Origin of the sequence: Streptomyces scopuliridis, assembly GCF_042790125.1 — a bacterium.
Classification (GTDB): domain Bacteria; phylum Actinomycetota; class Actinomycetes; order Streptomycetales; family Streptomycetaceae; genus Streptomyces; species Streptomyces scopuliridis_A.
Window position 1 is genome coordinate 34,872 of sequence record NZ_JBHTZS010000025.1, and the last position, 21,429, is coordinate 56,300.

Below are 21,429 nucleotides of genomic sequence, written 5' to 3' on the forward strand. Positions count from 1 at the left end.
GTGGGGGCCGCACCACCCCACTCCACTCCCGCGCACCCCCCAACCGACCGCGCACCGCTACTCCACGAACAGCCCCCGCGTCGCCGCCCGTGCGTCGAAGTCCTCCAGCCGCGCCTGCGCGTCCGGCAGGGCGTCGCACATTGCCTCCAGCAGCACCCGCCCCAGCAGCATCGGCGCGCACGCCGTGTCGAAGGCGAGCCCCGTGCCGACCGCCGCCGGGATCAGCAGGTCGCTGTGTTTGGCGACCGGCGCGAACGCCGAGTCGGCGACCGTCACCACCGTCAGTCCGGTCGACCGCGCGTACGCCAGCGCGTCCACGACCTCCTTCGGATGCCGCGGCAGCGCGAAGCAGAGCAGCGCGCTCGCGCCCGCGGTGCCGGCCGCGTCGATCCGGTCGGCGAGCATCGTGCCGCCCTCGTCCAGCAGCCGTACGTCCGGATGGACCTTGGTCGCGAAGTAGGCGAAGCCGCGAGCCTGTGAGGAGGCGGCGCGCAGGCCGAGGACGGGCAGTGGGCGCGAGGCGGCGAGCAGCCGTCCCGCCTGCTCCACCGGGCCGGGATCGGCGAGCAGTTCGGCGAGCTGGCGCAGGTTCTCGATCTCGCCGCGTACGGCCTGCTGGTACTCGTTGTACGTGGACTCGCCCTCCTCCGGGCCGGCCGGCGCGACATCGCGCAGATGTCTGCGCAGCGCCGGATAGCCGTCGAAGCCCAGCGCGACCGCGAAGCGGGTGACGGACGGCTGGCTGACCCCCGCCAGCTCCGCCAGCTCGACGCTCGACAGGAAGGGCGCGTCCGCCGGCCGCCGCACCATGCTGTGCGCGATGCGCCGCTGAGTGGGGGTCAGCCGGTGGCCCTCGAAGAGCTGCTGGAGTCGGGCGGCAGGACTGTCGCTCATGCGATCCCCCTTGTCGGTTCGGTCGGTTCGGTCGGTTCCGTCGAGTCGGTCGAGTCGGTCGAGTCGGTCGGGCCAGCCAAGGTCCCGCCGGCCGCGGCCGGTTCGTTCACCGGATGCGCCACCGTATGCCCCACCGGACGCCTCACCAGCTCCGTCACCAGATCCGTGAACCGGTCGAGCAGCGCGGCGGCTGCTGTCACATCATCGGTCAACGGCCGGTCGGCGGCCTCGCCCTGGAGTACGGTCTCGGCCAGTTCGAAGGCCCTGCCGACCGGAAGCCCCGGATCCGGCCGCAGTCCGCGCTGCCGCAAGGCCCGTACGGCCGCGACCAGTTCGCAGCCGACGACCAGCCGGTACGCGCCCCCCAGGCGCAGCGTCTGGCGGGCGGCGAGCGAGGCGAAGCTCGCCTGCTCCTCCACGCCACGGGACAGTACCGCGTGCCCGAGCGAGGCCGGCGCGGAGAACGCCCGCAGATCGCCGAGGGCCGCCCCGGCCGCGTACTCCAGGATCATCACCCCGGAGCTCGCGGGCTCGGCGTCGGCGAGGAAGGGCCGCAGCCGCGTGAAGGCGGGCTCGTTGAGCGCGGAGAGCCGGGAGGTGGAGAGCCGCGCCGTCTGCACCAGCGAGAGCCTGAAGTGGTCGAGCGCCAGCGCGATCTGGGCCAGATAGAAGCCGCCGTGGTGGTACGCGGCGGGGACCGGGTCCTCCTCCGTGCCGGGGCGGATCAGCGGGTTCTCGGCGGCGGCGTTGATCTCGACGGCGAGGGCGTTCTCCAGCGCGTCGGCGGCGTCGCGCGCCGGGCCGTGGATCTGCGGGACACAGCGGAAGCCGTACGGGTCCTGGATCCGGCCGAGGGGCGGTCCCGGCCGCTCGGGGGCGCCGAGAATCGCCCGCATGTCGGCGGCGACGGCGTACGAGCCGGGGTGCGGGCGCGCGGCGTGCACGGGCTCCGCGTACGCCTCGTACGAGCCGTCGACGGCCAGCAGCGAGAGCGCGGCGACCAGTTCGGTGGCGAGCGACAGCCGGCGCAGTTCGTGCAGGGCGAGCGCGGACTGCCCGAGGGTGAGGGCGTTGCTGCTGATCAGGGCGAGGGCGTCATTGTTGTCGAGGGGCTGCGCCTCCGGCGCCCGGCCGCCCTGCCAGGGGTGTTCACCGGCGAGGGCCAGCCCCATCTGGGCCAGGGCCGCGATGTCGCCCGTACCGACCGAGCCGAACTCGTTCACCACGGGGTACGCGCCGGCCTCCAGCGCCTCGCAGAGCGCGGTGACGACGGTCGGCCGCAGTCCGGCGCCGCCCGCGAGGAGCTGGTTGGCCCGTATGGCGAGCATGGCGCGGACCTCGCGGGCGGGCAGCGGGTCGCCGATGGCGCCGGCGTGGCTGCGCAGCAGCCGCAGCCCGTGGTCGGCGGCGGCCTCGGTGGGCACGGCCTCGGTACGGTTGGCGCCGACGCCGGTGGAGCGCCCGTACACCCGGCCGGAGGCGGCCAGCTCGCGCGCGAGGTTCCAGCTCTGTTCGACACGCTTCATCGCGTCGGTTCCGGGTACCGGACGAGCGGCGCCGTCGGCCAGCCGTACGACATCGGTCACCGGGAGGCTCTGTCCGTCCAGTACGACGATGGCCGTGCTCGGGGTGGTGCGCGCAGCCGGGGAGTCCATCATGTGGGACGACATCATGCGCGAACGCCTCCTTATCGGACGCTATGTCTTGCCCTGCGGCCATCCGTAACGAGTGATTTACCCGGGGGCATTGACAATCTATTCAGTCAACGAGAACTCTGCATGACTATATGCAGCCGGGCAAGGGACGCGGGGCAAGGGACAACTGATGATCAAATTCGACGCGGTGAACAAACGCTTCCCCAACGGCACCACGGCGGTTCACGACCTCACACTGGAGATGCCGGAGGGCGGGATCACCGTCCTGGTCGGCTCCTCGGGCTGCGGCAAGACCACCACCCTCCGCATGATCAACCGGATGGTCGACCCGACGTCCGGGACCATCCGGCTCGGCGGCCGGGACGTGCTCGAACAGGACGCCGCCGAGCTGCGGCGCGGTATCGGCTATGTGATCCAGCAGTCGGGCCTCTTTCCTCACCGTACGGTCCTCGACAACATCGCGACCGTGCCGCTGCTGCTGGGCTGGGGCCGCAAGAAGGCCCGTGCGCGGGCCGCGGAGCTGCTGGAGACGGTCGGGCTGACCGCCGAGGCGGGCAAGCGCTACCCGCACCAGCTCTCGGGCGGCCAGCAGCAGCGCGTCGGGGTGGCCAGGGCGCTGGCGGCCGATCCGCCGGTGCTGCTGATGGACGAGCCGTTCGGCGCGGTCGACCCGGTCGTGAGGACCCAGCTCCAGGACGAGCTGATCCGGCTCCAGCGCGAGCTGAACAAGACCATCGCGTTCGTCACCCACGACATCGACGAGGCGGTACGGCTCGGTGACCGGATCGCCGTCTTCCGTACCGGCGGCCATCTCGTGCAGTGCGCCGCCCCCGCCGAGCTGCTGGCCCGCCCGGCGGACGACTTCGTCGCGGACTTCCTCGGCGCGGAGCGCGAGCTGAAGCTGCTCTCGCTGACGACGCTCGCCGAGGTGCCGCTCCAGCGGGCCACGACGGTACGGGAGGACGAGCCGGCTCCCCCGGCGGGCTCGGGACCGCGGCTGGTCGTCTCCGCGCGGAACGAGCCGCTGGGCTGGCTGGACCCGGACGGTACGCACGCCGCCCCGCTCACGCCCGTACGGCCGCTGCGCGACACCGACACCCTGCTCGCCGCGCTGAACGAGTCGATCGCCTCCCCGGCCGGTCAGATAGCCCGGGTGGACGCCGACGGCGTGCTGACCGGGGTCACCTCGCGCGAGGCCATCCACGAGCACGCGGGCCGCAGGCACCAGGAGGCGGCGCGGGCGGCCGTGAGCATCGCCGAAGCCGAAGCCGGAGCCGACACCGCCGACACCGCCGAAGCCGGAGCCGCCGAGGCCGCGCCCCCCGCGCCCCTGTCGAAGACCCCGGGCGGGACCGTATGACCATCGAGTGGGCGTGGATATCCGACCACGCGGGCGATCTCACCACCCTCACGCTCTCCCATCTCCAGGCCGCCCTGACCGCCGTGCTCCTCGGGCTGCTGATCTCGCTCCCGCTGGCCGTGCTCGCGCATCGCGTCCGGCCGCTGCGCGGCTTCCTGCTCGGGCTCTCCAACGTCCTGTTCACGATCCCGTCCATCGCGGTCTTCGTGCTGCTGCTGCCCGTCTCCGGGCTGACCAGGACGACCACGGTCATCGGCCTGACGATCTACACACTGGTCGTCCTGCTGCGGAACACCGTCGAGGGACTGGACTCCGTCCCGGCCAAGGCGCGCGAGGCCGCGATCGCCATAGGCACGCGCCCGCTGCGTACGCTCCTCACCGTCGAGCTGCCCCTCGCGCTCCCCGTGATCATGGCGGGCGTACGGATCGCCACCGTCATGTCGATCTCGCTGGTCAGCGTCGCGACCTATATCGGCGACGGCGGCCTCGGCCAGCTCTTCACCGACGGCTTCCAGCGCAACTTCCCCACCCCGGTGGTCGTCGGCGTCGTCCTGACCCTGCTGCTCGCGCTGGTCGCCGACGCGCTGCTGGTGGCCGTGCAGTACGTGCTCACCCCCTGGACGAGGCAGCAGCACCCGAAGAGCGGGAAGGCCTGACCTGACATGTACGAACTCTTCAAGAACCTCGGCTCCTGGCTGGTGTCGAGCGAGCAGTGGTCCGGCCCGGACGGCATCGGGCACCGCCTCGCCGAGCATCTCCAGTACTCGCTGATCGCGACCGTCATCGCCGCGCTGATCGCGCTGCCCCTCGGGCTGCTCATCGGGCACACCGGCCGGGGCGCGTTCCTCGCCATCAACCTCGCCTCGTTCGGCCGGGCCCTGCCCACGGTCGGGCTCGTCGTGCTGGTCTTCCTGGCCAGCGGGCTGTCCATGACCCCGGTGTACGTGGCGCTGGTGGCCCTCGCCATCCCGTCCATCGTGACCAATACGTACGCGGGGATGACCGCGGTCGACCCGGAGGTGAAGGACGCGGCCAGGGGCCAGGGCATGCGCGGCCGTCAGGTGCTCCTCCAGGTCGAACTCCCGCTCGCGCTGCCGCTGATCATGACCGGGCTGCGGCTCGCGCTGATCCAGGTGGTGGCGACGGCGACCATCGCCGCGTACGTCAGTTTCGGCGGGCTCGGCCGGTACGTCTTCGACGGCCTGGCCCAGCGCGACCTGGTCCAGGTACTGGGCGGAGCCGTGCTGGTCGCGGTCGTCGCCGTGGTCCTCGATCTGGCGCTGTCAGGGCTTCAGCGCGTCCTCTTCCGCCACCGCACCGCCGCCTAGGGAGACCACTCCAGTGACCTCGAACTCGCCCAAGAACTCGGCCAGGAACTCGGCCATGAATTCGCCCATGAACCGGCGCAGACTGCTCGGCGGGCTGTTCGCCGCGGCCTCCGTCCCCGCGCTCGCCGCGTGCAGCAGCGGGATCACCTCCCTCGACGGCCAGGGCAGCGCCGGCGGTGGCGGCGGCTCCAGCGCGGACGGCATCACCATCGGCACCGCCAACTTCACCGAGAACCAGATCCTCGGCTATCTCTACGCGGCCGTGCTCGGCGCCGCCGGGGTGAAGACGAAGGTCCGCCCCAACCTCGGCACCCGCGAGATCCTCATCCCGGCGCTCAAGGGCGGCGACATCGATCTGCTCCCCGAGTACCAGGGCGCGCTGCTGCACTACCTCGACCCCAAGGCGACGGCCACGGAGGAGGGCGAGATGCAGAACGCCCTCGCCGTCGTCCTCCCCGCGGGCCTCCAGATCCTCCCGTACGGCAAGGCGGAGGACTCCGACGCCTTCGCCGTCACCCGCGAGACCGCCGACAGGTTCGGCCTCAGAACGCTGGCGGATCTGAAGAAGCAGAACGGCAAGCTCGTCATCGGCGCGGCGCCCGAGGTGAAGAAGCGGGTCGTGGGCGTCGTCGGGCTCAAGGAGGTGTACGGCGTGGACTTCAAGGAGTTCAAGTCGCTCGACTCCTCGGGACCGCTGGTCAAGGGCGCGCTGAAGAAGGGCGATGTGGATGTCGCCAATCTCTTCACCACGGACACCGACATCGCCGCCGAGGGCTGGGTGGTCCTCACCGACCCCAAGAACCTCATCCCCGGCCAGCACATCGTCCCCCTGATCGCCGACCGCAAGGCCGACTCCACGGTGCGCAAGGCGCTGGCCCGGCTGGGCAACGCCCTGACGACCGAGGCCCTGACGGAGCTCAACCGCCAGGTGGACAAGGACAAGAAGGACCCGGAGGACGTCGCGAACGCCTGGGCGGCGGACCATGGGCTGAGGAAGTCCGCAGGGAAAAACGGGGGCTAGCCCCCATGCGCGGAGGACGTCCCGCTTCGTACCGTGGCCGTTATGGAAGCCCGCGACCCTGAGCTCAAGAAGGAGCTCGACGCCACCCTTCAGGCCCGTAACGAGCTGGGGGCGGACTACGAGCCCGCACTGATCGAATCGTTCCTCGAAAAGGTGGAGCAGCGCATGGACGGGATGACCGACCGTCATGTCCGGCGGCGGCTCGCCGAGCAGCAGATGGTGGCCGCCCGTGGCGGCGGCCCGCGTCCGGCCGGCGCCGGGGCGGGGTTCGGCGAGCGCTTCGGGTTCGGCGTCGTCTCGCTGGTCCTCGCCATTCCGCTGACCGCGATAGCCGCGGTGAACACCGGCTTCAAGGGGCTGGTCGTCTGCTGGCTGGGCATCGTCGCGGTGAACGCGGTGCATGCCGCCCGCGGCTGGCCCTGGCCCGAGCGGAAGCGGCGTGAGACCTCCGACTGGGAGGAATGACGGGGGCGGTCCCCGCCGGGCGGAGTACCACGCGAAAGAAGTAGTCGCGGGGACCGCCGCACCCCCGTTGCCGGGGGGCGGGACGACGACGGTCCCCGCGAGGGACACGGTCCGGGTCAGGGCCGGTCTCGTGTCCAGGCGTCCATGGAGGTCCGGGAGCCGCTCCGGAGGTCCTTGACGCCGACAACGACCAATGTGCCGGACACGTGTTAAGCCGGTGCTGCGCTGACGTGTCGCGCTCGTACCACTTTCGCGAACCCACGCCTTCGCGGCTCCGGCCGGCCGCTCCCCGGCGTTACTTCACGTCCTTCGAGAGGTACGCCAGCAGATCCTGCCTGCTCACGACGCCTGTCGGCTTGCCCTCCACCAGCACGATCGCGGCGTCGGAGCCGTTCGAGCCGCTCAGCGCGGCCATCAGATCGGCCACCGGCTCGCCGGAGCCCACCTGCGGCAGCGGGGAGGACATGTGCTTCTCCAGCGGGTCACCGAGCGAGGCGCGCCGGGTGAACAGCGCGTCCAGCAGCTCCCGCTCCACGACCGAACCGATGACCTCCGCGGCCATCACGTCCGGGTGGCCGGCGCCCGGCTTCACGATCGGCATCTGCGAGACGCCGTACTCCCGCAGGACCTCGATGGCCTCGCCGACGGTCTCCTCCGGGTGCATGTGGACGAGCGTCGGGATGGCGCCCTCCTTGTGCCGCAGGACGTCACCGACGCTCGCCGCGTCGCCGCCCTGCTCCAGGAAGCCGTAGTCGTTCATCCACTCGTCGTTGAAGATCTTGCTCAGATAGCCCCGGCCGCTGTCCGGCAGCAGAACGACCACGACATCGTCCGGGCCGAGTCCCTCGGCGACCTTCAGCGCGGCCACGACCGCCATGCCGCAGGAGCCGCCGACGAGCAGGCCCTCCTCCTTGGCGAGGCGCCGGGTCATCTGGAAGGAGTCCTTGTCGGACACCGCGATGATCTCGTCCGTGACCGTACGGTCGTACGCCGACGGCCAGAAGTCCTCACCGACGCCCTCGACCAGATAGGGCCGCCCGGAACCGCCCGAGTAGACCGATCCCTCCGGGTCCGCGCCCACGATCCGTACGCGCCCGCCGCTGGCCTCCTTGAGGAAGCGGCCGGTCCCGGAGATCGTGCCGCCCGTGCCGACGCCCGCGACGAAATGGGTGATCTTCCCGTCCGTCTGCTTCCACAGCTCGGGACCGGTCGTCTCGTAGTGCGAGCGCGGGTTGTTCGGGTTGCTGTACTGGTCCGGCTTCCAGGCCCCGGGCGTCTCGCGGACCAGCCGGTCGGAGACGTTGTAGTACGAGTCGGGGTGATCGGGATCGACGGCCGTCGGGCAGACGACGACCTCGGCGCCGTAGGCCCGGAGCACATTGATCTTGTCCGTGGAGACCTTGTCAGGGCAGACGAAGACGCACTTGTAGCCCTTTCGCTGAGCCACGATGGCGAGGCCGACGCCGGTGTTGCCGCTCGTCGGTTCGACGATCGTGCCGCCGGGCTTGAGCTCCCCGCTCTCCTCGGCGGCCTCGATCATGCGCAGGGCGATCCGGTCCTTCACCGAACCGCCGGGGTTGAAGTATTCGACCTTGGCCAGGACTGTCGCCTGAATGCCTTCGGTCACGCTGGTCAGCTTCAGCAGCGGGGTATTGCCAACCAGACTGATCATCGAGTCGTGGAATTGCACCGTTGTCTCCGGGGTCTCCGTGATGGTGCGGCCAGGGTATGCGCACACGAGCGAGATTGGGTGACAGTCCTTACGGGGCAGTTAGCTGTTGTACGCACACGTACTCGTGCGTACGGCGGCCTGGAGGAGGTGGCTCGGACTGTGTCGAGGGCGAGGGTGGCGCGGCGGATCGCCGCGGGTGCGGCCTACGGCGGCGGCAGTATCGGCCTGCTGGGAGCGGCGGGCGTCGGAGTGCTGCTGGCGGAGGTCCAGCTGGCGAAGCGGTCGGTGGGCGGCGGGATCGCCCCCGTACCGCCCAGCGGCGACGGATGGTACGGACTGGCCTACGGGCACACGGAGCCGCTGCGCATGGGCATGCTCGGCGACTCCACCGCGGCGGGACAGGGCGTACGGCGGGCGGGGCAGACCCCGGGGGCGCTGCTCGCCTCGGGGCTCGCCGCGGTCGCCGAGCGCCCCGTGGATCTGTGGAATGTGGCGCTGCCGGGAGCCAGGTCGGACGATCTGGACCGGCAGGTGACCCTGCTGCTGTCGGACACGGCCCGGGTCCCGGACGTCTGCGTGATCATGATCGGCGCGAATGACGTCACGCACCGGCTGCCCGCGACCCAGTCGGTGCGGTGTCTGGCGGCGGCGGTACGGCGGCTGCGCACGGCCGGGGCGGAGGTGGTCGTCGGCACCTGCCCGGATCTCGGCACGATCGAGCCGGTGTACCAGCCGCTGCGCTGGCTGGCGCGCCGGGTGAGCCGGCAGCTGGCCGCCGCGCAGACGATCGTGGCGGTCGAGCAGGGGGCCCGTACGGTCTCGCTGGGCGATCTGCTGGGCCCGGAGTTCGCGGCGAACCCGCGGGAGCTGTTCGGCCCGGACAACTACCACCCGTCGGCCGAGGGGTACGCGACGGCCGCGATGGCCGTTCTGCCCACGCTGTGCGCCGTGCTCAATCTGTGGCCGGAGACGGACCGCCTCGACGCGACCCGCGACGAGGACATGCTGCCGGTGGCGAAGGCCGCCTCGGCGGCGGCGGCCCAGGCGGGCACCGAGGTCACCGGCGCCCGTGCCCCGTGGGCCCTGCTGAAGCACCGTCGCCGCCGCCGTCTGCCGACAACGGCCGAAGCGACGCCGGCGGGGGCCGTCCCGCCGGGAGCGGTCTCCGCGGACGTACCTCCGGCCGTACCCCCGGCCGTCCCCCCGGAGGTGCCTCCGGACGTCGAGGAGACCCCACAGGTGGGCCGGGAGGCCTGAACGCCGCGCGCCGCCGCCGCGCCGCCACCGCGTGAGCAAGCGCTTAGAAAAGAGGTCCGCATCACATGTCCCGCCCGGTGCCCGCGGCAGTACGTACGGGTAACTTCCCAGACAGATCTGTGCCTCACCCTCAACCCTCAGTCCCCATGGAGCCGTGATGCCCGAAGCCGTGATCGTCTCTGCCGCCCGTTCCCCCATCGGCCGGGCCTTCAAGGGCTCGCTCAAGGAACTGCGCCCCGACGACCTGACCGCCGTGATCATCGAGGCCGCGCTCGCCAAGGTCCCCGAGCTCGACCCCCGGGACATCGACGACCTGATGCTCGGCTGCGGCCTGCCCGGCGGCGAGCAGGGCCACAACCTCGGCCGGATCGTCGCCGTACAGCTGGGCATGGACCACCTCCCCGGCTGCACCATCACCCGCTACTGCTCCTCGTCCCTCCAGACTTCCCGCATGGCGCTGCACGCCATCAAGGCGGGCGAGGGCGATGTCTTCATCTCCGCCGGGGTCGAGATGGTCTCGCGCTCGGTGAACGGCTCCTCGGACGGCATGCCGGGCACGCACAACCCGCTCTTCGCGGACGCCGAGGCCCGCACCGCCGAGGTCGCGCAGAGCACGGGCGCCGAGTGGCACGACCCGCGCGAGGACGGCCTGGTCCCGGACCCCTACATCGCGATGGGCCAGACCGCCGAGAACCTGGCCCGCCTCAAGGGCGTCACCCGCCAGGACATGGACGAGTTCGGCGTACGGTCCCAGAACCTCGCCGAGGAGGCCATCAAGAACGGCTTCTGGGAGCGCGAGATCACGCCCGTGACGACCCCGGACGGCACGGTCGTGGCGAAGGACGACGGACCGCGCGCGGGCGTCACGATGGAGGGCGTCCAGGGCCTGAAGCCCGTCTTCCGGCCCGACGGTCTGGTGACGGCCGGCAACTGCTGCCCGCTCAACGACGGCGCGGCGGCGCTCGTGATCATGTCCGACACCAAGGCGCGCGAGCTGGGTCTGACCCCGCTGGCGCGGATCGTCTCCACCGGCGTCACCGGCCTGTCGCCGGAGATCATGGGATACGGCCCGGTCGAGGCGTCCCGCCAGGCCCTCTCCCGCGCCGGGCTGACCATCGACGACATCGATCTGGTCGAGATCAACGAGGCGTTCGCCGCCCAGGTCATCCCGTCCTACCGGGACCTGGGCATCCCGCTGGAGAAGCTGAACGTCAACGGCGGCGCCATCGCCGTCGGCCACCCCTTCGGCATGACCGGCGCGCGGATCACCGGCACGCTGATCAACAGCCTCCAGTTCCACGACAAGCAGTTCGGTCTGGAGACGATGTGCGTGGGCGGCGGCCAGGGCATGGCCATGGTCATCGAGCGCCTGAGCTGAACCGCGCGCCCGAGCCGAACCGGGCCGGGCCGAACCCGGCCGGGCCGAACCGGGCCGATTCTTAGCGGAGAGTAGTCGCGCGAGTCGGATAAGCGCACCTCAACCCCGTCGATCCCCAGTTGTGACTGAATCTCCCCCAGGATGTGACCTACCCCCGGGGGAGATTCCTTTGCCCAGGTCAGAGCCGTATTAACGGTAAACATAAGGCCCAAAGACCTGTCCAATTCGTGACGTAATGCACTGACGAGCGGTGCTCGCCTTCGACAAGCTGAGGTAGGAAGTCGGGGGTATCGATCGGAATCGGGAGTGTCAGTGAGCGCCATGTCTCTTGCCCTGCTGCTGACCACAGCCACCGCCACGGCCGTGGGCGTCGCCGCCCTGCACGCCGCCCACGGGCTGCGCCGGCAGGTCAGCGCGCTGCGCGGTGAACTGGCCGCGTCGGCCCCGGGCGACTTCACCGCTGCCGTACCGCAGGCCAGAAGCGCCACCCATGCCGACGACATACGGACCGCCGTCGCCGAGGCCCTCGCCGAGGAGCGTGAGCGCGAGCTGGCCGAGGCGCGCGCCTTCTGGGCCGCCCAGGAGGCCCGTGACGCCGCCGACACCCCGTCGCTGCTGGGCGGCCTGCCCGGCTTCGGCGCCGAGGAGAGCCCGTACTACGTGCCCCGCCAGGTGGACTTCGCCGGGCTGGAGGCGCTGGATCTCGACGCCGCCGACGCGCTCGACGACTTCGCCGACTACCCGGAGCTGACCGAGGTCAGCGAGGTGAGCGGGGTGGGTGAGGCTGGTGAGTTCGCCGAGGACTCCGCCGAGCTGGCCGCCGCCCGTCGCCGGCACCCCTCGCACCCGGACTTCGTGCCGCTGCAGACCCCCGTCGTCACCGACCACGAGCGCACGGTGTCGCGGCTCGACGAGCTCGCCGAGACCGGTACGGCGCTCGCGGACGTCCGTCCCGGCCCGCTGGGCACCCTCGACGTCTATGTCTTCGCCGACGGCACGACGCTCTGCATGACCCCGGGCCACCGCGAGACCGCCGAGCGGCTCGCCGAGGCGCTGCGGGAGGGCGAGGCCCCGTTCCTGCTGGGCGGCTCCGGAGTCTCCGGCGCGTACGCCCTGACCTTCTCGTGCGGCGGTGAGCACGTCTACATCCTCGCGGACCGCGTCATCGCGTCCTTCTAGGCCCCGATCGCGGGGCAGGCCGCCGCCTCAGAGCGCGGCTCGCGCCGCCGCCCGCTCCACCGACCTCACGGCCTCGTCCAGCTCCACCACGGACGGGGCCGTTCGCAATGCCTCCGCCAGATCCCCGGCCGCGACCGTCAGCTGGTCCGCGACCACGAAGACGCCGGAGTCCGGCATGATCCGGGGCTCCTCGCCGGGGGCGTCGAGCCGCTGGGCCCGTACGGACAGTTCCCTGGCCAGCGCCAGTGCCTCGGCGGCGGCTCCGCGCTGGAGGCGGCTCTGCGGGGCTGCCCGCAGCCGGTCGGCGAATCGGTTCACTGCGGCCGTCAGCGGCGTCGTATCAAGCACGCCGTGACCTTACGCGACCGGACAGGGCGCCTACGGGACTGTTGCCAACAGGCCAACGCTCAGGCACCGTGGCGTGAAGGACCAGTACGCGTAAAGCGTCCGGAGGCGCCGATGTCCCTTGTCTTCTCCGAAGAGACCCACCGCAACATGCTCTCCCGTATCCCTCATTGCACCGGCAGAGAGATCTCCGACTGGCTTCGCACGGTCGAGGAAGGTCCGGCCCTCATCCGCTTCGAGGAGAAGGTCAGCTGGCTGAGGGGCGAGCACAACCTCGCGTACGGACACGCGAAGGCGATCATCCACGAATACGACCTGCGACGGGCGGCCCGCCGCCTGCTCTGAGCCGGCCTGACGGTCCGGCACGCGGAAGGGGTCCGCGGGCACTGTGCCCGCGGACCCCTTCATGCTGCTCGGCCGTGCTGCTCGGCCGTGCCGCGTCAGTCGTTGCCTTGGAGGATCGACAGCAGCCGCAGCATCTCCAGGTAGATCCACACCAGCGTCAGCGTGAGACCGAAGGCCGCGAGCCAGGACTCCTCGCGCGGAGCGCCGTACGCGACGCCGTCCTCGACCTGCTTGAAGTCGAGCGCGAGGAAGCACGCGCCGAGGATGATCCCGACGATGCCGAAGATGATGCCCAGACCGCCGCTGCGGAAGCCGAGGCCGTCACCGCCGCCGAAGACGCTGAAGAGCAGGTTGGCGACCATCAGGAGCACGAAGCCCATGGCGGCGGCCATCACGAAACCGTAGAAGCGCCGGGTCACCCGGATCCAGCGCATCTTGTAGGCGAACAGCACACCGGCGAAGACCGCCATCGTGCCCATGACCGCCTGGACGACCACACCGGGCGAGAGGTACGTACTCACCGCGGAGCTGATCACACCGAGGAAGACACCCTCGAAGGCGGCGTACGCCAGGATCAGCGCAGGCGTCGGCTTGCGCTTGAAGGACTGGATCAGCGAGAGGACCATCGCCACCAGCGCGGCACCGATCGCGATGCCGTACGACTTGCCGAGGTTGGCGGGGTCCACCGGCAGCAGGACCCACGACAGGACGGCGGCGAGCACGACCGTGCCCAGCGTCATGCCGGTACGGCTCACGACGTCGTCGATCGTCATGACGTCGGGGCGCGCGGGCGCCTGCGGGCCGCCGAGCTGGGTGCCCTGCTGCGGGGCGTAGGGGTTGGTGGCGTACGGGTTGGTCGCGTACGGGTTGGTTCCAACAGCGGGGCCCCCGGCCTGCGGCGCCGCGTTGAAGCCCGCGTGGCCGTTGTCGCGGCTGAAGCCCCGTCGCGAGAAGACCGGGTTACTGCTCCTCATCTCACTCCTCCATGGCCGCCCTGCGCGGCCTTGCGACAAGAGTAATGGGAGCGCAAAGCGTACGCCCTAGTGCTCGGGGAGGATCTTTCCAGGATCGTGACGTCCGGCGGGTGCGTCTCATCACACCGGAACGCCCTCGTCACACCGGAACGCCCCCGGACCGGCGCGTCCACCGGGCCGGCCGGCCGGCATGCGTCAGTGATGTGCCCGGAGCCGGACTTGAACCGGCACGCCCCCGAGGGGCAGCGAGGTTTAAGCTCGCCGTGTCTGCATTCCACCATCCGGGCAAGGCGCGCGACGCCGCGTTGGCACAGGAGCCTATCGGGGCACGCCACTCGAACAGCCGAGCGGCTACCCGATGTTGTCTTATTTTATTGACGTCTGAGGGTGCGTCAGGGCACGTAACGAGCCATCCGCACATGCCGGGCGCGGGTGGTCATCTCCGACCGAGGCACACAGGAATGACGAAAAGTCGCCGCCCGGTTACGCATTCGGCACCGTCACCGCGTACACGCGGCCCGGGGACGACTCACGGCGGACCCGGCTCAGGGGTCGAGTCATCCCCGAGGAGGAGGTGGCGGCCCGGCGGTCAGACCACAGGGGGCCCCGGGAACGGTTACCGCGGCGGACGACTCGCGCGCCCCCCGCCGTGAGGATGGAGGAGTCCTCACAGCGCACCGACAGGAGAGTCCTCCCGTGACCACCACCTCGCTCGCCCACCGCGCAACCGCCGTGGCCGCCCGCGCCTCCGATCTGTCGAAGGTCTACGGACTGGGCGAGACCCAGGTGGTCGCCCTCGACCGGGTCTCGGTGGACTTCCGGCAGGGAGAGTTCACCGCGATCATGGGCCCGTCCGGCTCCGGCAAGTCCACGCTGATGCACTGCGTGGCCGGCCTCGACAGCTTCAGCAGCGGCTCCGTACGGCTCGGTGAGACCGAGCTGTCGACCCTCAAGGACAAGCAGCTCACGCAGTTGCGCCGGGACAAGATCGGCTTCATCTTCCAGGCGTTCAACCTGCTGCCGACCCTGACCGCCCTGGAGAACATCACGCTCCCGATGGACATCGCGGGCCGCAAGCCCGACAAGCAGTGGCTGGACCAGGTGATCTCGATGATCGGGCTCGCCGACCGGCTCGGCCACCGGCCCACCCAGCTCTCCGGCGGCCAGCAGCAGCGCGTGGCCGTCGCCCGCGCGCTGGCCTCCCAGCCCGAGATCATCTTCGGTGACGAGCCGACCGGAAACCTGGACTCGCGCTCCGGTGCCGAGGTGCTGGGCTTCCTGCGCAACTCCGTACGCGAACTGGGCCAGACCGTCGTGATGGTGACGCACGATCCGGTCGCCGCCTCCTACGCGGACCGCGTCATCTTCCTCGCCGACGGCCGGATCGTCGACGAGATGCTGCACCCGAGCGCCGACGGGGTGCTCGACCGGATGAAGGCCTTCGACGCCAAGGGCCGTACGAGCTGACGCTCCGCCGGCTCCGCTCCACCCGTACGCGGCCGTACGCGGCTCCCGGCCCATCACCCGTACGGACCCGTACGACCCGTCCGAGCCGTACGTGACCGTTAACCCGTACGTGGTGCTCCACCCGTACGCGCTCCTTGACCCGTACGCGGCCCACTCGCGCTGACGCTCCGGCAGTCGGCCCCGCTGCCGCCTCCCCCGGTCCGGTCCGTCGTGCCGGCCCGCCCCTCCGGCCTGCCCTCTCCGCCCACCCTCACCAGGACTTCCACCATGTTCCGTACCGCCTTGCGCACCGTGCTCGCGCACAAGGCCAGGCTGCTGATGACCGTCCTCGCCGTCATGCTCGGCGTCGCCTTCGTCTCCGGCACCCTGGTCTTCACCGACACCCTCGGCAACGCCTTCCAGAACCAGTCGGCCAAGAGCTACAAGGACGTCGCCGTCGGCGTCACCTCGTACGACACCCGCGACTCCGGCGAAGGCGACGCCGGCAAGGCGTCCTACGGGGTCAGCCAGGAGACCGTCGGCAAGATCGAGGGCCTGGACGGGGTCGCCTCCGTCACCGGCCGGGTCAACGGCTTCGCCGGGGTCGCCGACCCCGACGGCAAGCTGATCGGCAACGGCTGGGCCAACACCGGCTCCAACTTCGCGCCGGACAAGGACGGCAAGGACGCCTCCTACACCTTCACCCAGGGCTCGGGGCCCACCAAGGACGGTGAGATCGCGCTCGACAAGGCGACGGCGGTCAAGGGGAAGTACACGGTCGGCGAGCCGGTACGGGTCGCCACCAACGGGCCGGTGAAGGAGTACACCCTCACCGGTGTCTTCACCACCGACGACGGACAGGTCAACGCGGGCGGCAGTCTGGTCCTCTTCGACACCGCCGTCGCGCAGAAGCTCTATCTGGAGCCCGGCTACTACAGCGATCTCACGATCACCGCCGCGGCCGGTGCCTCCGACAGCCGGATCCTGGACCAGGTCAAGCCCCTGCTGCCGGAGAACGCCGAAGCGCAGACCGGCACGCGGCTCGCCGCCGACCAGGCGGCCCAGATCAAGAAGGGCCTGGAGAGCCTCAACCAGATGCTGCTGGCCTTCGCCGCCATCGCGCTCTTCGTCGGCGTCTTCCTGATCTCCAACACCTTCACCATGCTGGTCGCCCAGCGCACCAGGGAACTGGCGCTGCTGCGCGCGGTCGGCGCCTCCCGCCGCCAGGTCAAGCGCTCGGTGCTGGCCGAGGCCGCGGTGGTCGGCGCGATCGCCTCCACGATCGGCTTCGTCCTCGGTGTCGGCCTCGCCGTCGCGCTGCGCTCGCTGATGGGCCTGACCGGCGCGAAGGTGCCCGCGGGCGCGCTGGTGATCTCGCCGACCGCGGTCGGCGCGGCCTTCGGTGTCGGGGTGCTGATCACGCTGCTCGCCGCCTGGCTGCCCGCCCGCCGGGCCGCGAAGATCCCGCCCGTGGCCGCGATGAACAGCGTGCACGGCGTGGCCACCACCAAGTCGCTCGTCGTACGCAACTCCATCGGCGGCGCGCTGGCCCTGCTCGGCTCCGCCGGGATCGTCGCGGGCGCCGCGGCCGGTTCCGACGGCCGGATGCTCATCGGTGCCGGCGCGTTCCTGACGATGGTCGGCATCATCGTGCTGATCCCGCTGCTGTCGCGTCCGGTCATCGCGCTGGTACGGCCGCTGATGCGCGGGGTCTTCGGGGTGTCCGGCAAGCTGGCCGGGCTGAACGCCGTCCGCAATCCGCGGCGTACCGGAGCCACCGCCTCCGCGCTGGCCATCGGGCTCACGCTGGTCACCGGGCTGACGGTGCTCGGTGTCACCATCGGCCAGGCCGTGGACAAGGCGACCACGGACAACATCAAGGCCGACTACATGGTGCGGATGGCGGGCGCGGGCGATCTGGACAAGAGCGCGGTGACCGCGCTGGAGAAGGCGCCCGGCGTGAGCGCGGTCTCTCCGCAGCAGGCCGCCTCGCTGGAGATCAAGGGCGACTTCCACTCCGCCTCCGCGGTCACCCCCGGGGACATCGAGAAGGTCATCACCGTCGCCTCGGTCTCCGGCTCGATGGACACGCTCGCCCAGGGCGGGATCGCGGTGGCCGAGGACACCGCGAAGTCCAACGGCTGGAAGGTCGGTGACACGGTGCCGGTCACCTTCAGCGACCAGAAGAAGGGCGAGCTGAAGGTCGGTGCCACCTACAAGGGGAACGAGTTCCTGTCGCCGGTGCTGATGTCGACCGAGCTGGCCGGCGCACACGAGGCCAAGCCGTTCATCCCCGAGGTGTGGGTGAAGATGGACGGCGGCGCGAGCGCCGCGAACGAGCAGGCGCTGGTGGACTCGCTGGGCAAGAACCCGGCGATCACCGTGATGGACCATCAGGACATCAGGAACGAGTTCGGCGGCATGATCAACACCCTGCTGAACATCATGTACGGCCTGCTGGCGATGGCCCTGGTCATCGCGATCCTGGGGGTCGTCAACACGCTGGCGATGTCCGTCTTCGAGCGTCAGCAGGAGATCGGCATGCTGCGGGCCATCGGCCTGGACCGGCGCAAGGTCAAGCGGATGATCCGGCTGGAGGCCGTCGTCATCTCGGTCTTCGGCGCGGTGATCGGCGTGGGGCTCGGGTCGTTCGTGGCCTGGGCGATCGGGGAGACCATCAAGGACCAGATCCCTGGTTACGCGCTGGTCATCCCGTGGGACCGGATCGGGCTCTTCCTGGTGCTGGCCGGTCTGGTGGGTGTCCTGGCCGCGCTGTGGCCGGCGCGCAGCGCCGCGAAGCTGAACATGCTGACGGCCATCAAGACCGAGTAGCACGGGACCGGGCGGCGAACGGGAGAGGGCGGTACCCCCAGGGCGGGGGGCCGCCCTCTCCCGCGTGCTCACGTACTCATGTGCTCACGTACTCACTGCTCACGTACCGGCGCAGTACCGCATCAGATGATCGTGGTTGGCCCTGTACTGGTCGTGGATCGCGGCGTTGTCGATCTTCAGGAGCGTCTCGTCGTTCGAACGCAGCGCCTGCCACGAGTAGTTGTGGCTGCCGGTCCAGACGATCTTCTTGTTGGCCACGCCGTCGTACGTACCCCTCACCAGCAGGTACTTGGAGTGCAGCCCGATCTTCGGCGCCCCGCTCGTGGGAGGGTTCTCCCAGCACTCCACGCGCTGCGTGAGCTTGCCGGAGACGATGGAGGTGACGGTCCTCCCCAGCGACGGTACGCCGACGCCGCCGCCGTTCGGATTGCCGTCGCCCGCGAGATACACCAGGCAGCCCGCGTTCTTCATGGCCACGAGCTTGCTCGCGATCTGGTCGCGGTAGAACAGGTTCGCCGCCATCCGCACCTCGGAGCGCCGGGTGGACGAGCAGGCGACCTTGTCGAGGATGAGTTTGACCGTGTCGGTGGCCGGGTCCTTCCGGTAGTCCGTGCCGGAGGTCTCCCGGCGCGGGAAGAAGTACGTCTTGTACGCGGGGTCGGTCGCGCTGGACGGCGTCCGGTAGTACGTCGCGAGACCCGAGCCGGAGGCGCCGTACCTCAGCTGGTCGGAGAAGTACGCCGCGTAGTTGTCGTAGAGACCGGGGTCGGCGATCGTCACGGCGTTGTTGAACAGATCGGTCCGCTGGGTGCCGGTCATGTTGGCCGAGGTCTGCACGACGACGTTCGCCACGCCGCCCGTGCGGGAGAAGAGGAAGAACTTGTTGTGGTTGATCGCGCGGCTGCCGATCGCGCGGTTGCCGACGCACGAGCGGTTCGACGGGCAGGACATCACCCAGGACGGCCGGGCGCGGTCGGTGCCGAGGCCGGCCGCCAGGTTCTCGTACTCACCACCGGCGGTCACCGCCTCGTGGGACTTGTAGTCCAGGATCGCCCGGACGGCGACGCCGCGTTCCTTGGCGGCGATCAGGGCCTTGCGGACCGTGTCGTCGGTGAAGGTGTAGAGGGACACGGTGATCGAGCTGCCCGCGGCGGAGCCGTCGACCAGCGAGACGACATGGTCCCTGATCCTGTCCCGCTGGGCGGGGGTGCCCGCGGGGTCGTTGAAGATCGCGCCGGTGGTGACCGGGGCTCCGGGGGCCCCGGCCGGTAACCGGAACGGCGACGGGGATTCGGCTTCGGACGAGGATTCGGTTTCGGACGAGGAACCCGCCTCGGACGGGAATTCCGCCTCGGACGGGGCATGGAACTCGGACCCGTCGTCCCCGTCGGCCCACGCGGCGGCGGGGAAGGCCACGACGGACATCAGGGCGACAGTCAGGCCCAACAGCCGGGTTCTGCGGTGGCGATGGCGGTGCACACCGGCCTCCTGTTCGGTTTCGGCTCAGGGAGCGCGTATCGGGAACACATACCGGGAGCACGGAAAACGGAGCCGCCGGGCAGGGGTATGCCCAGCGGCTCCGTCATCCGGTCCCGGACGGCAGAACGTACCAACTCGCCCTCACCGTCCGGGCGCACATTCACCTCATGTCACCCGTACGACTTTCGCGTCAGCCGCCCCATACGCGCGCTCGCGCCGGCATCCCGGAGGCACCGCTCTCCGGGGTCTTCACCGCCAGGATCTGGTTGACGCCGATCTTGTTCCGCTCGAAGGAGACCGCGGACGCCGCCATGTAGAGGCGCCAGACGCGGGCGCGTCCGGCGGAGGTGCCGCGTACGGCCTCGGCCCAGTGGTTCTCCAGGTTGGCCACCCAGCGGCGCAGGGTCAGTGCGTAGTGCTCCCGGAGCGACTCGACGTCGCGGGTCTCGAAGCCCGCCTCCTCCAGCGTGGCGACCGTCCTGCCGAGCGGCGCCAGCTCGCCGTCCGGGAAGACGTACGCGTCGATGAACTCGTCGACGCGGTAGCTGCTCTCGTCCTTCTCGGGGCGGCGGGCGATCTGGTGGTTGAGCAGCCGGCCGCCGGGCTTGAGCAGGGCGTACAGATCGTCGGCGTATTCGCGGTACTTGACCGAGCCCACGTGCTCGGCCATCCCGATGGACGAGATCGCGCCGTACGGCCCGTCCCTGACGTCCCGGTAGTCCTGGACCCGCAGCTCGATCCGGTCGGTGAGGCCCTCCTCCGCGACCCGCTTGCGCGCGTAGGCGGCCTGCTCCCGGGAGAGGGTGACGCCGGTGACGCGGGCGCCGTACTCGCGGGCGGCGTGGATGGCCATCGAGCCCCAGCCGCAGCCGACATCGAGCAGCCGGTCGCCCTCCTTGAGGCCGAGCTTGCGGCAGATCAGATCGAGCTTGTCGCGCTGTGCGTCCTCAAGGGTGAATCCGTCCCCTTGGCCGTCCCCGTGGCCCTCTCCAACGCCGTCTCCGTCGCCCCAGTAGGCGCACGAGTAGACCATGGAGGGGCCGAGCACCAGCTCGTAGAAGTCATTGCCCACGTCGTAGTGGTGGCTGATCGCCGCCCGGTCGCGGCGCTTGGTGTGCAGCGCGCCGTGCCGCCGCCGGATCTCCTCGGCGGGCGGGGCGGGCGGCGGCCAGGGTCCCGCGATCTGTACGAGCCCCCGCGCGGCGGCGCGCATACGGGGGTCGAGCGCGGGGTGAATCTCGTCGTGGGTGTCGGCGCCGCGCTCCCAGATGAGCCCGGCGAGAAGTCCCAGGGTCTCGTAGAGATCGCCCTCCACATCGATCTCACCGGCCACCCAGGCGCGCGCGAGCCCCAGTTCGCCGGGTTTCCAGAGGAGGCGCCGCAGGGCACGGCGGTTACGGATGATCAGGGCCGGGGCGTCGGGGGGACCCGACTCACTGCCGTCCCAGGCACGGATACGGACCGGGAGCGGGGCCCCCAGCAACTCTTCGGCAAGAGTGGTCAGCCGCAGCGCGGCGTCGGCCATGGCGTACACCTCCGTGATGAGGAATACCGGAAATGCTCAACACCACGTAAACACCGGTCGGGTGAGGATGCAGTCCCGGCGACGCGCAATGGGACGGCAAAATACCTGCATCTACCACGCACTTTAGGGTGGATGTGCGCGCTTTTCTCCCCGCGCCGGGACGCCGCCCGGCCCCGAGAGGGGACGCCGCCCGGCCCCGAGGGGGGAGCGGCGGGCAGACGAAAGGGCCGCCCGCACCACGGATGGCGGGCGGCCCTTTCGGGGTTCAGCGCGG

The 21,429-nt window shown here is 70.6% G+C and carries 18 protein-coding genes and 1 tRNA gene; 11 read left to right on the forward strand and 8 right to left on the reverse strand.

The window, feature by feature from the left end; translation table 11 throughout:
- Nucleotides 1–57: 57 nt before the first annotated feature.
- Together ACFRKB_RS29365 and ACFRKB_RS29370 are read right to left on the reverse strand one after the other, a co-directional pair.
- Nucleotides 58–894, reverse strand: coding sequence for a MurR/RpiR family transcriptional regulator (locus ACFRKB_RS29365; protein ID WP_383109579.1), 837 nt, complete (start codon nt 892–894; stop codon nt 58–60).
- Nucleotides 891–2,564 carry an aromatic amino acid ammonia-lyase gene (locus ACFRKB_RS29370; protein WP_383109648.1) on the reverse strand — a complete coding sequence of 558 codons (1,674 nt, stop codon included), beginning with the start codon at nt 2,562–2,564 and terminating at the stop codon, nt 891–893. Before ACFRKB_RS29370 ends, ACFRKB_RS29365 begins: the two co-directional genes overlap by 4 nt.
- 154 nt (nt 2,565–2,718) lie before the next feature.
- Between ACFRKB_RS29370 and ACFRKB_RS29375 the strand changes: the two genes are divergently transcribed.
- From ACFRKB_RS29375 to ACFRKB_RS29395, 5 genes are all read left to right on the forward strand, one after another.
- Nucleotides 2,719–3,909, forward strand: coding sequence for an ABC transporter ATP-binding protein (locus ACFRKB_RS29375; RefSeq protein WP_383109580.1), 1,191 nt, complete (start codon nt 2,719–2,721; stop codon nt 3,907–3,909).
- The gene (locus tag ACFRKB_RS29380; RefSeq protein WP_383109582.1) at nt 3,906–4,565 is read left to right on the forward strand and encodes an ABC transporter permease; all 660 of its coding nucleotides are present in this window, start codon (nt 3,906–3,908) and stop codon (nt 4,563–4,565) included. The genes ACFRKB_RS29375 and ACFRKB_RS29380 overlap by 4 nt, the downstream gene beginning before the upstream one ends.
- Nucleotides 4,566–4,571: 6 nt before the next feature.
- Nucleotides 4,572–5,237 carry an ABC transporter permease gene (locus ACFRKB_RS29385; RefSeq protein WP_383109583.1) on the forward strand — a complete coding sequence of 222 codons (666 nt, stop codon included), beginning with the start codon at nt 4,572–4,574 and terminating at the stop codon, nt 5,235–5,237.
- Between the two features lie 67 nt (nt 5,238–5,304).
- Nucleotides 5,305–6,258 carry an ABC transporter substrate-binding protein gene (locus tag ACFRKB_RS29390; RefSeq protein ID WP_383109649.1) on the forward strand — a complete coding sequence of 318 codons (954 nt, stop codon included), beginning with the start codon at nt 5,305–5,307 and terminating at the stop codon, nt 6,256–6,258.
- A gap of 42 nt (nt 6,259–6,300) precedes the next feature.
- The gene (locus ACFRKB_RS29395) at nt 6,301–6,723 is read left to right on the forward strand and encodes a hypothetical protein (protein ID WP_383109584.1); all 423 of its coding nucleotides are present in this window, start codon (nt 6,301–6,303) and stop codon (nt 6,721–6,723) included.
- A gap of 295 nt (nt 6,724–7,018) precedes the next feature.
- Here ACFRKB_RS29395 and ACFRKB_RS29400 read toward each other — a convergent pair whose 3' ends face one another.
- Nucleotides 7,019–8,413: a cystathionine beta-synthase gene (locus tag ACFRKB_RS29400; RefSeq protein WP_383109586.1), complete on the reverse strand. Its 1,395-nt coding sequence runs from the start codon at nt 8,411–8,413 to the stop codon at nt 7,019–7,021.
- Between the two features lie 156 nt (nt 8,414–8,569).
- Here ACFRKB_RS29400 and ACFRKB_RS29405 point away from each other — a divergent pair, with 156 nt between their 5' ends.
- The 3 genes from ACFRKB_RS29405 to ACFRKB_RS29415 all read left to right on the forward strand — a co-directional run bounded on the left by ACFRKB_RS29405 (nt 8,570) and on the right by ACFRKB_RS29415 (nt 12,209).
- Entirely contained in the window at nt 8,570–9,652 is a 1,083-nt protein-coding gene (locus ACFRKB_RS29405) for an SGNH/GDSL hydrolase family protein (protein WP_383109650.1), read from the forward strand.
- A 157-nt stretch (nt 9,653–9,809) separates the two neighbouring features.
- Nucleotides 9,810–11,030 (forward strand): acetyl-CoA C-acetyltransferase, encoded by a 1,221-nt coding sequence (locus ACFRKB_RS29410; RefSeq protein ID WP_383109587.1) that lies wholly within the window; start codon nt 9,810–9,812, stop codon nt 11,028–11,030.
- A gap of 321 nt (nt 11,031–11,351) precedes the next feature.
- On the forward strand, nt 11,352–12,209 hold the full coding sequence (locus ACFRKB_RS29415) for a hypothetical protein (protein ID WP_383109651.1): 858 nt from the start codon (nt 11,352–11,354) through the stop codon (nt 12,207–12,209).
- A 27-nt stretch (nt 12,210–12,236) separates the two neighbouring features.
- On the opposite strand, the gene ACFRKB_RS29420 is transcribed toward ACFRKB_RS29415, so the two are convergent.
- Entirely contained in the window at nt 12,237–12,557 is a 321-nt protein-coding gene (locus ACFRKB_RS29420; RefSeq protein WP_365973862.1) for a hypothetical protein, read from the reverse strand.
- Nucleotides 12,558–12,668: 111 nt separating this feature from the next.
- Here ACFRKB_RS29420 and ACFRKB_RS29425 point away from each other — a divergent pair, with 111 nt between their 5' ends.
- Nucleotides 12,669–12,899, forward strand: a complete 231-nt coding sequence (locus tag ACFRKB_RS29425; RefSeq protein ID WP_365753322.1) for a DUF4287 domain-containing protein — start codon at nt 12,669–12,671, stop codon at nt 12,897–12,899.
- A 95-nt stretch (nt 12,900–12,994) separates the two neighbouring features.
- On the opposite strand, the gene ACFRKB_RS29430 is transcribed toward ACFRKB_RS29425, so the two are convergent.
- Entirely contained in the window at nt 12,995–13,873 is an 879-nt protein-coding gene (locus tag ACFRKB_RS29430) for a Bax inhibitor-1/YccA family protein (RefSeq protein WP_383109589.1), read from the reverse strand.
- Nucleotides 13,874–14,077: 204 nt separating this feature from the next.
- Nucleotides 14,078–14,160, reverse strand: a tRNA-Leu gene (locus ACFRKB_RS29435).
- A 409-nt stretch (nt 14,161–14,569) separates the two neighbouring features.
- Between ACFRKB_RS29435 and ACFRKB_RS29440 the strand changes: the two genes are divergently transcribed.
- Both ACFRKB_RS29440 and ACFRKB_RS29445 read left to right on the forward strand, forming a co-directional pair.
- Nucleotides 14,570–15,340, forward strand: coding sequence for an ABC transporter ATP-binding protein (locus ACFRKB_RS29440; protein ID WP_365973860.1), 771 nt, complete (start codon nt 14,570–14,572; stop codon nt 15,338–15,340).
- Between the two features lie 267 nt (nt 15,341–15,607).
- On the forward strand, nt 15,608–18,151 hold the full coding sequence (locus ACFRKB_RS29445) for an ABC transporter permease (RefSeq protein WP_383109590.1): 2,544 nt from the start codon (nt 15,608–15,610) through the stop codon (nt 18,149–18,151).
- Nucleotides 18,152–18,250: 99 nt separating this feature from the next.
- Here the strand turns inward: ACFRKB_RS29445 and ACFRKB_RS29450 are convergent, their stop codons facing one another.
- Nucleotides 18,251–19,630, reverse strand: a complete 1,380-nt coding sequence (locus ACFRKB_RS29450; RefSeq protein WP_383109591.1) for a phospholipase D-like domain-containing protein — start codon at nt 19,628–19,630, stop codon at nt 18,251–18,253.
- Nucleotides 19,631–19,820: 190 nt separating this feature from the next.
- The gene (locus tag ACFRKB_RS29455) at nt 19,821–21,155 is read right to left on the reverse strand and encodes a class I SAM-dependent methyltransferase (protein WP_383109593.1); all 1,335 of its coding nucleotides are present in this window, start codon (nt 21,153–21,155) and stop codon (nt 19,821–19,823) included.
- Nucleotides 21,156–21,429 lie beyond the last annotated feature (274 nt).

Excerpts from the sequence above, each read along its gene's own strand:
- ACFRKB_RS29395 (WP_383109584.1), top strand. The coding sequence starts at position 6,301 with ATGGAAGCCCGCGACCCTGAGCTCAAGAAGGAGCTCGACGCCACCCTT.
- ACFRKB_RS29415 (WP_383109651.1), top strand. The coding sequence starts at position 11,352 with ATGTCTCTTGCCCTGCTGCTGACCACAGCCACCGCCACGGCCGTGGGC.
- ACFRKB_RS29365 (WP_383109579.1), bottom strand. The coding sequence starts at position 894 with ATGAGCGACAGTCCTGCCGCCCGACTCCAGCAGCTCTTCGAGGGCCAC.
- ACFRKB_RS29380 (WP_383109582.1), top strand. The coding sequence starts at position 3,906 with ATGACCATCGAGTGGGCGTGGATATCCGACCACGCGGGCGATCTCACC.
- ACFRKB_RS29390 (WP_383109649.1), top strand. The coding sequence starts at position 5,305 with ATGAACCGGCGCAGACTGCTCGGCGGGCTGTTCGCCGCGGCCTCCGTC.
- ACFRKB_RS29385 (WP_383109583.1), top strand. The coding sequence starts at position 4,572 with ATGTACGAACTCTTCAAGAACCTCGGCTCCTGGCTGGTGTCGAGCGAG.
- ACFRKB_RS29425 (WP_365753322.1), top strand. The coding sequence starts at position 12,669 with ATGTCCCTTGTCTTCTCCGAAGAGACCCACCGCAACATGCTCTCCCGT.
- ACFRKB_RS29455 (WP_383109593.1), bottom strand. The coding sequence starts at position 21,155 with ATGGCCGACGCCGCGCTGCGGCTGACCACTCTTGCCGAAGAGTTGCTG.
- ACFRKB_RS29430 (WP_383109589.1), bottom strand. The coding sequence starts at position 13,873 with ATGAGGAGCAGTAACCCGGTCTTCTCGCGACGGGGCTTCAGCCGCGAC.
- ACFRKB_RS29370 (WP_383109648.1), bottom strand. The coding sequence starts at position 2,564 with ATGTCGTCCCACATGATGGACTCCCCGGCTGCGCGCACCACCCCGAGC.
- ACFRKB_RS29445 (WP_383109590.1), top strand. The coding sequence starts at position 15,608 with ATGTTCCGTACCGCCTTGCGCACCGTGCTCGCGCACAAGGCCAGGCTG.
- ACFRKB_RS29410 (WP_383109587.1), top strand. The coding sequence starts at position 9,810 with ATGCCCGAAGCCGTGATCGTCTCTGCCGCCCGTTCCCCCATCGGCCGG.
- ACFRKB_RS29375 (WP_383109580.1), top strand. The coding sequence starts at position 2,719 with ATGATCAAATTCGACGCGGTGAACAAACGCTTCCCCAACGGCACCACG.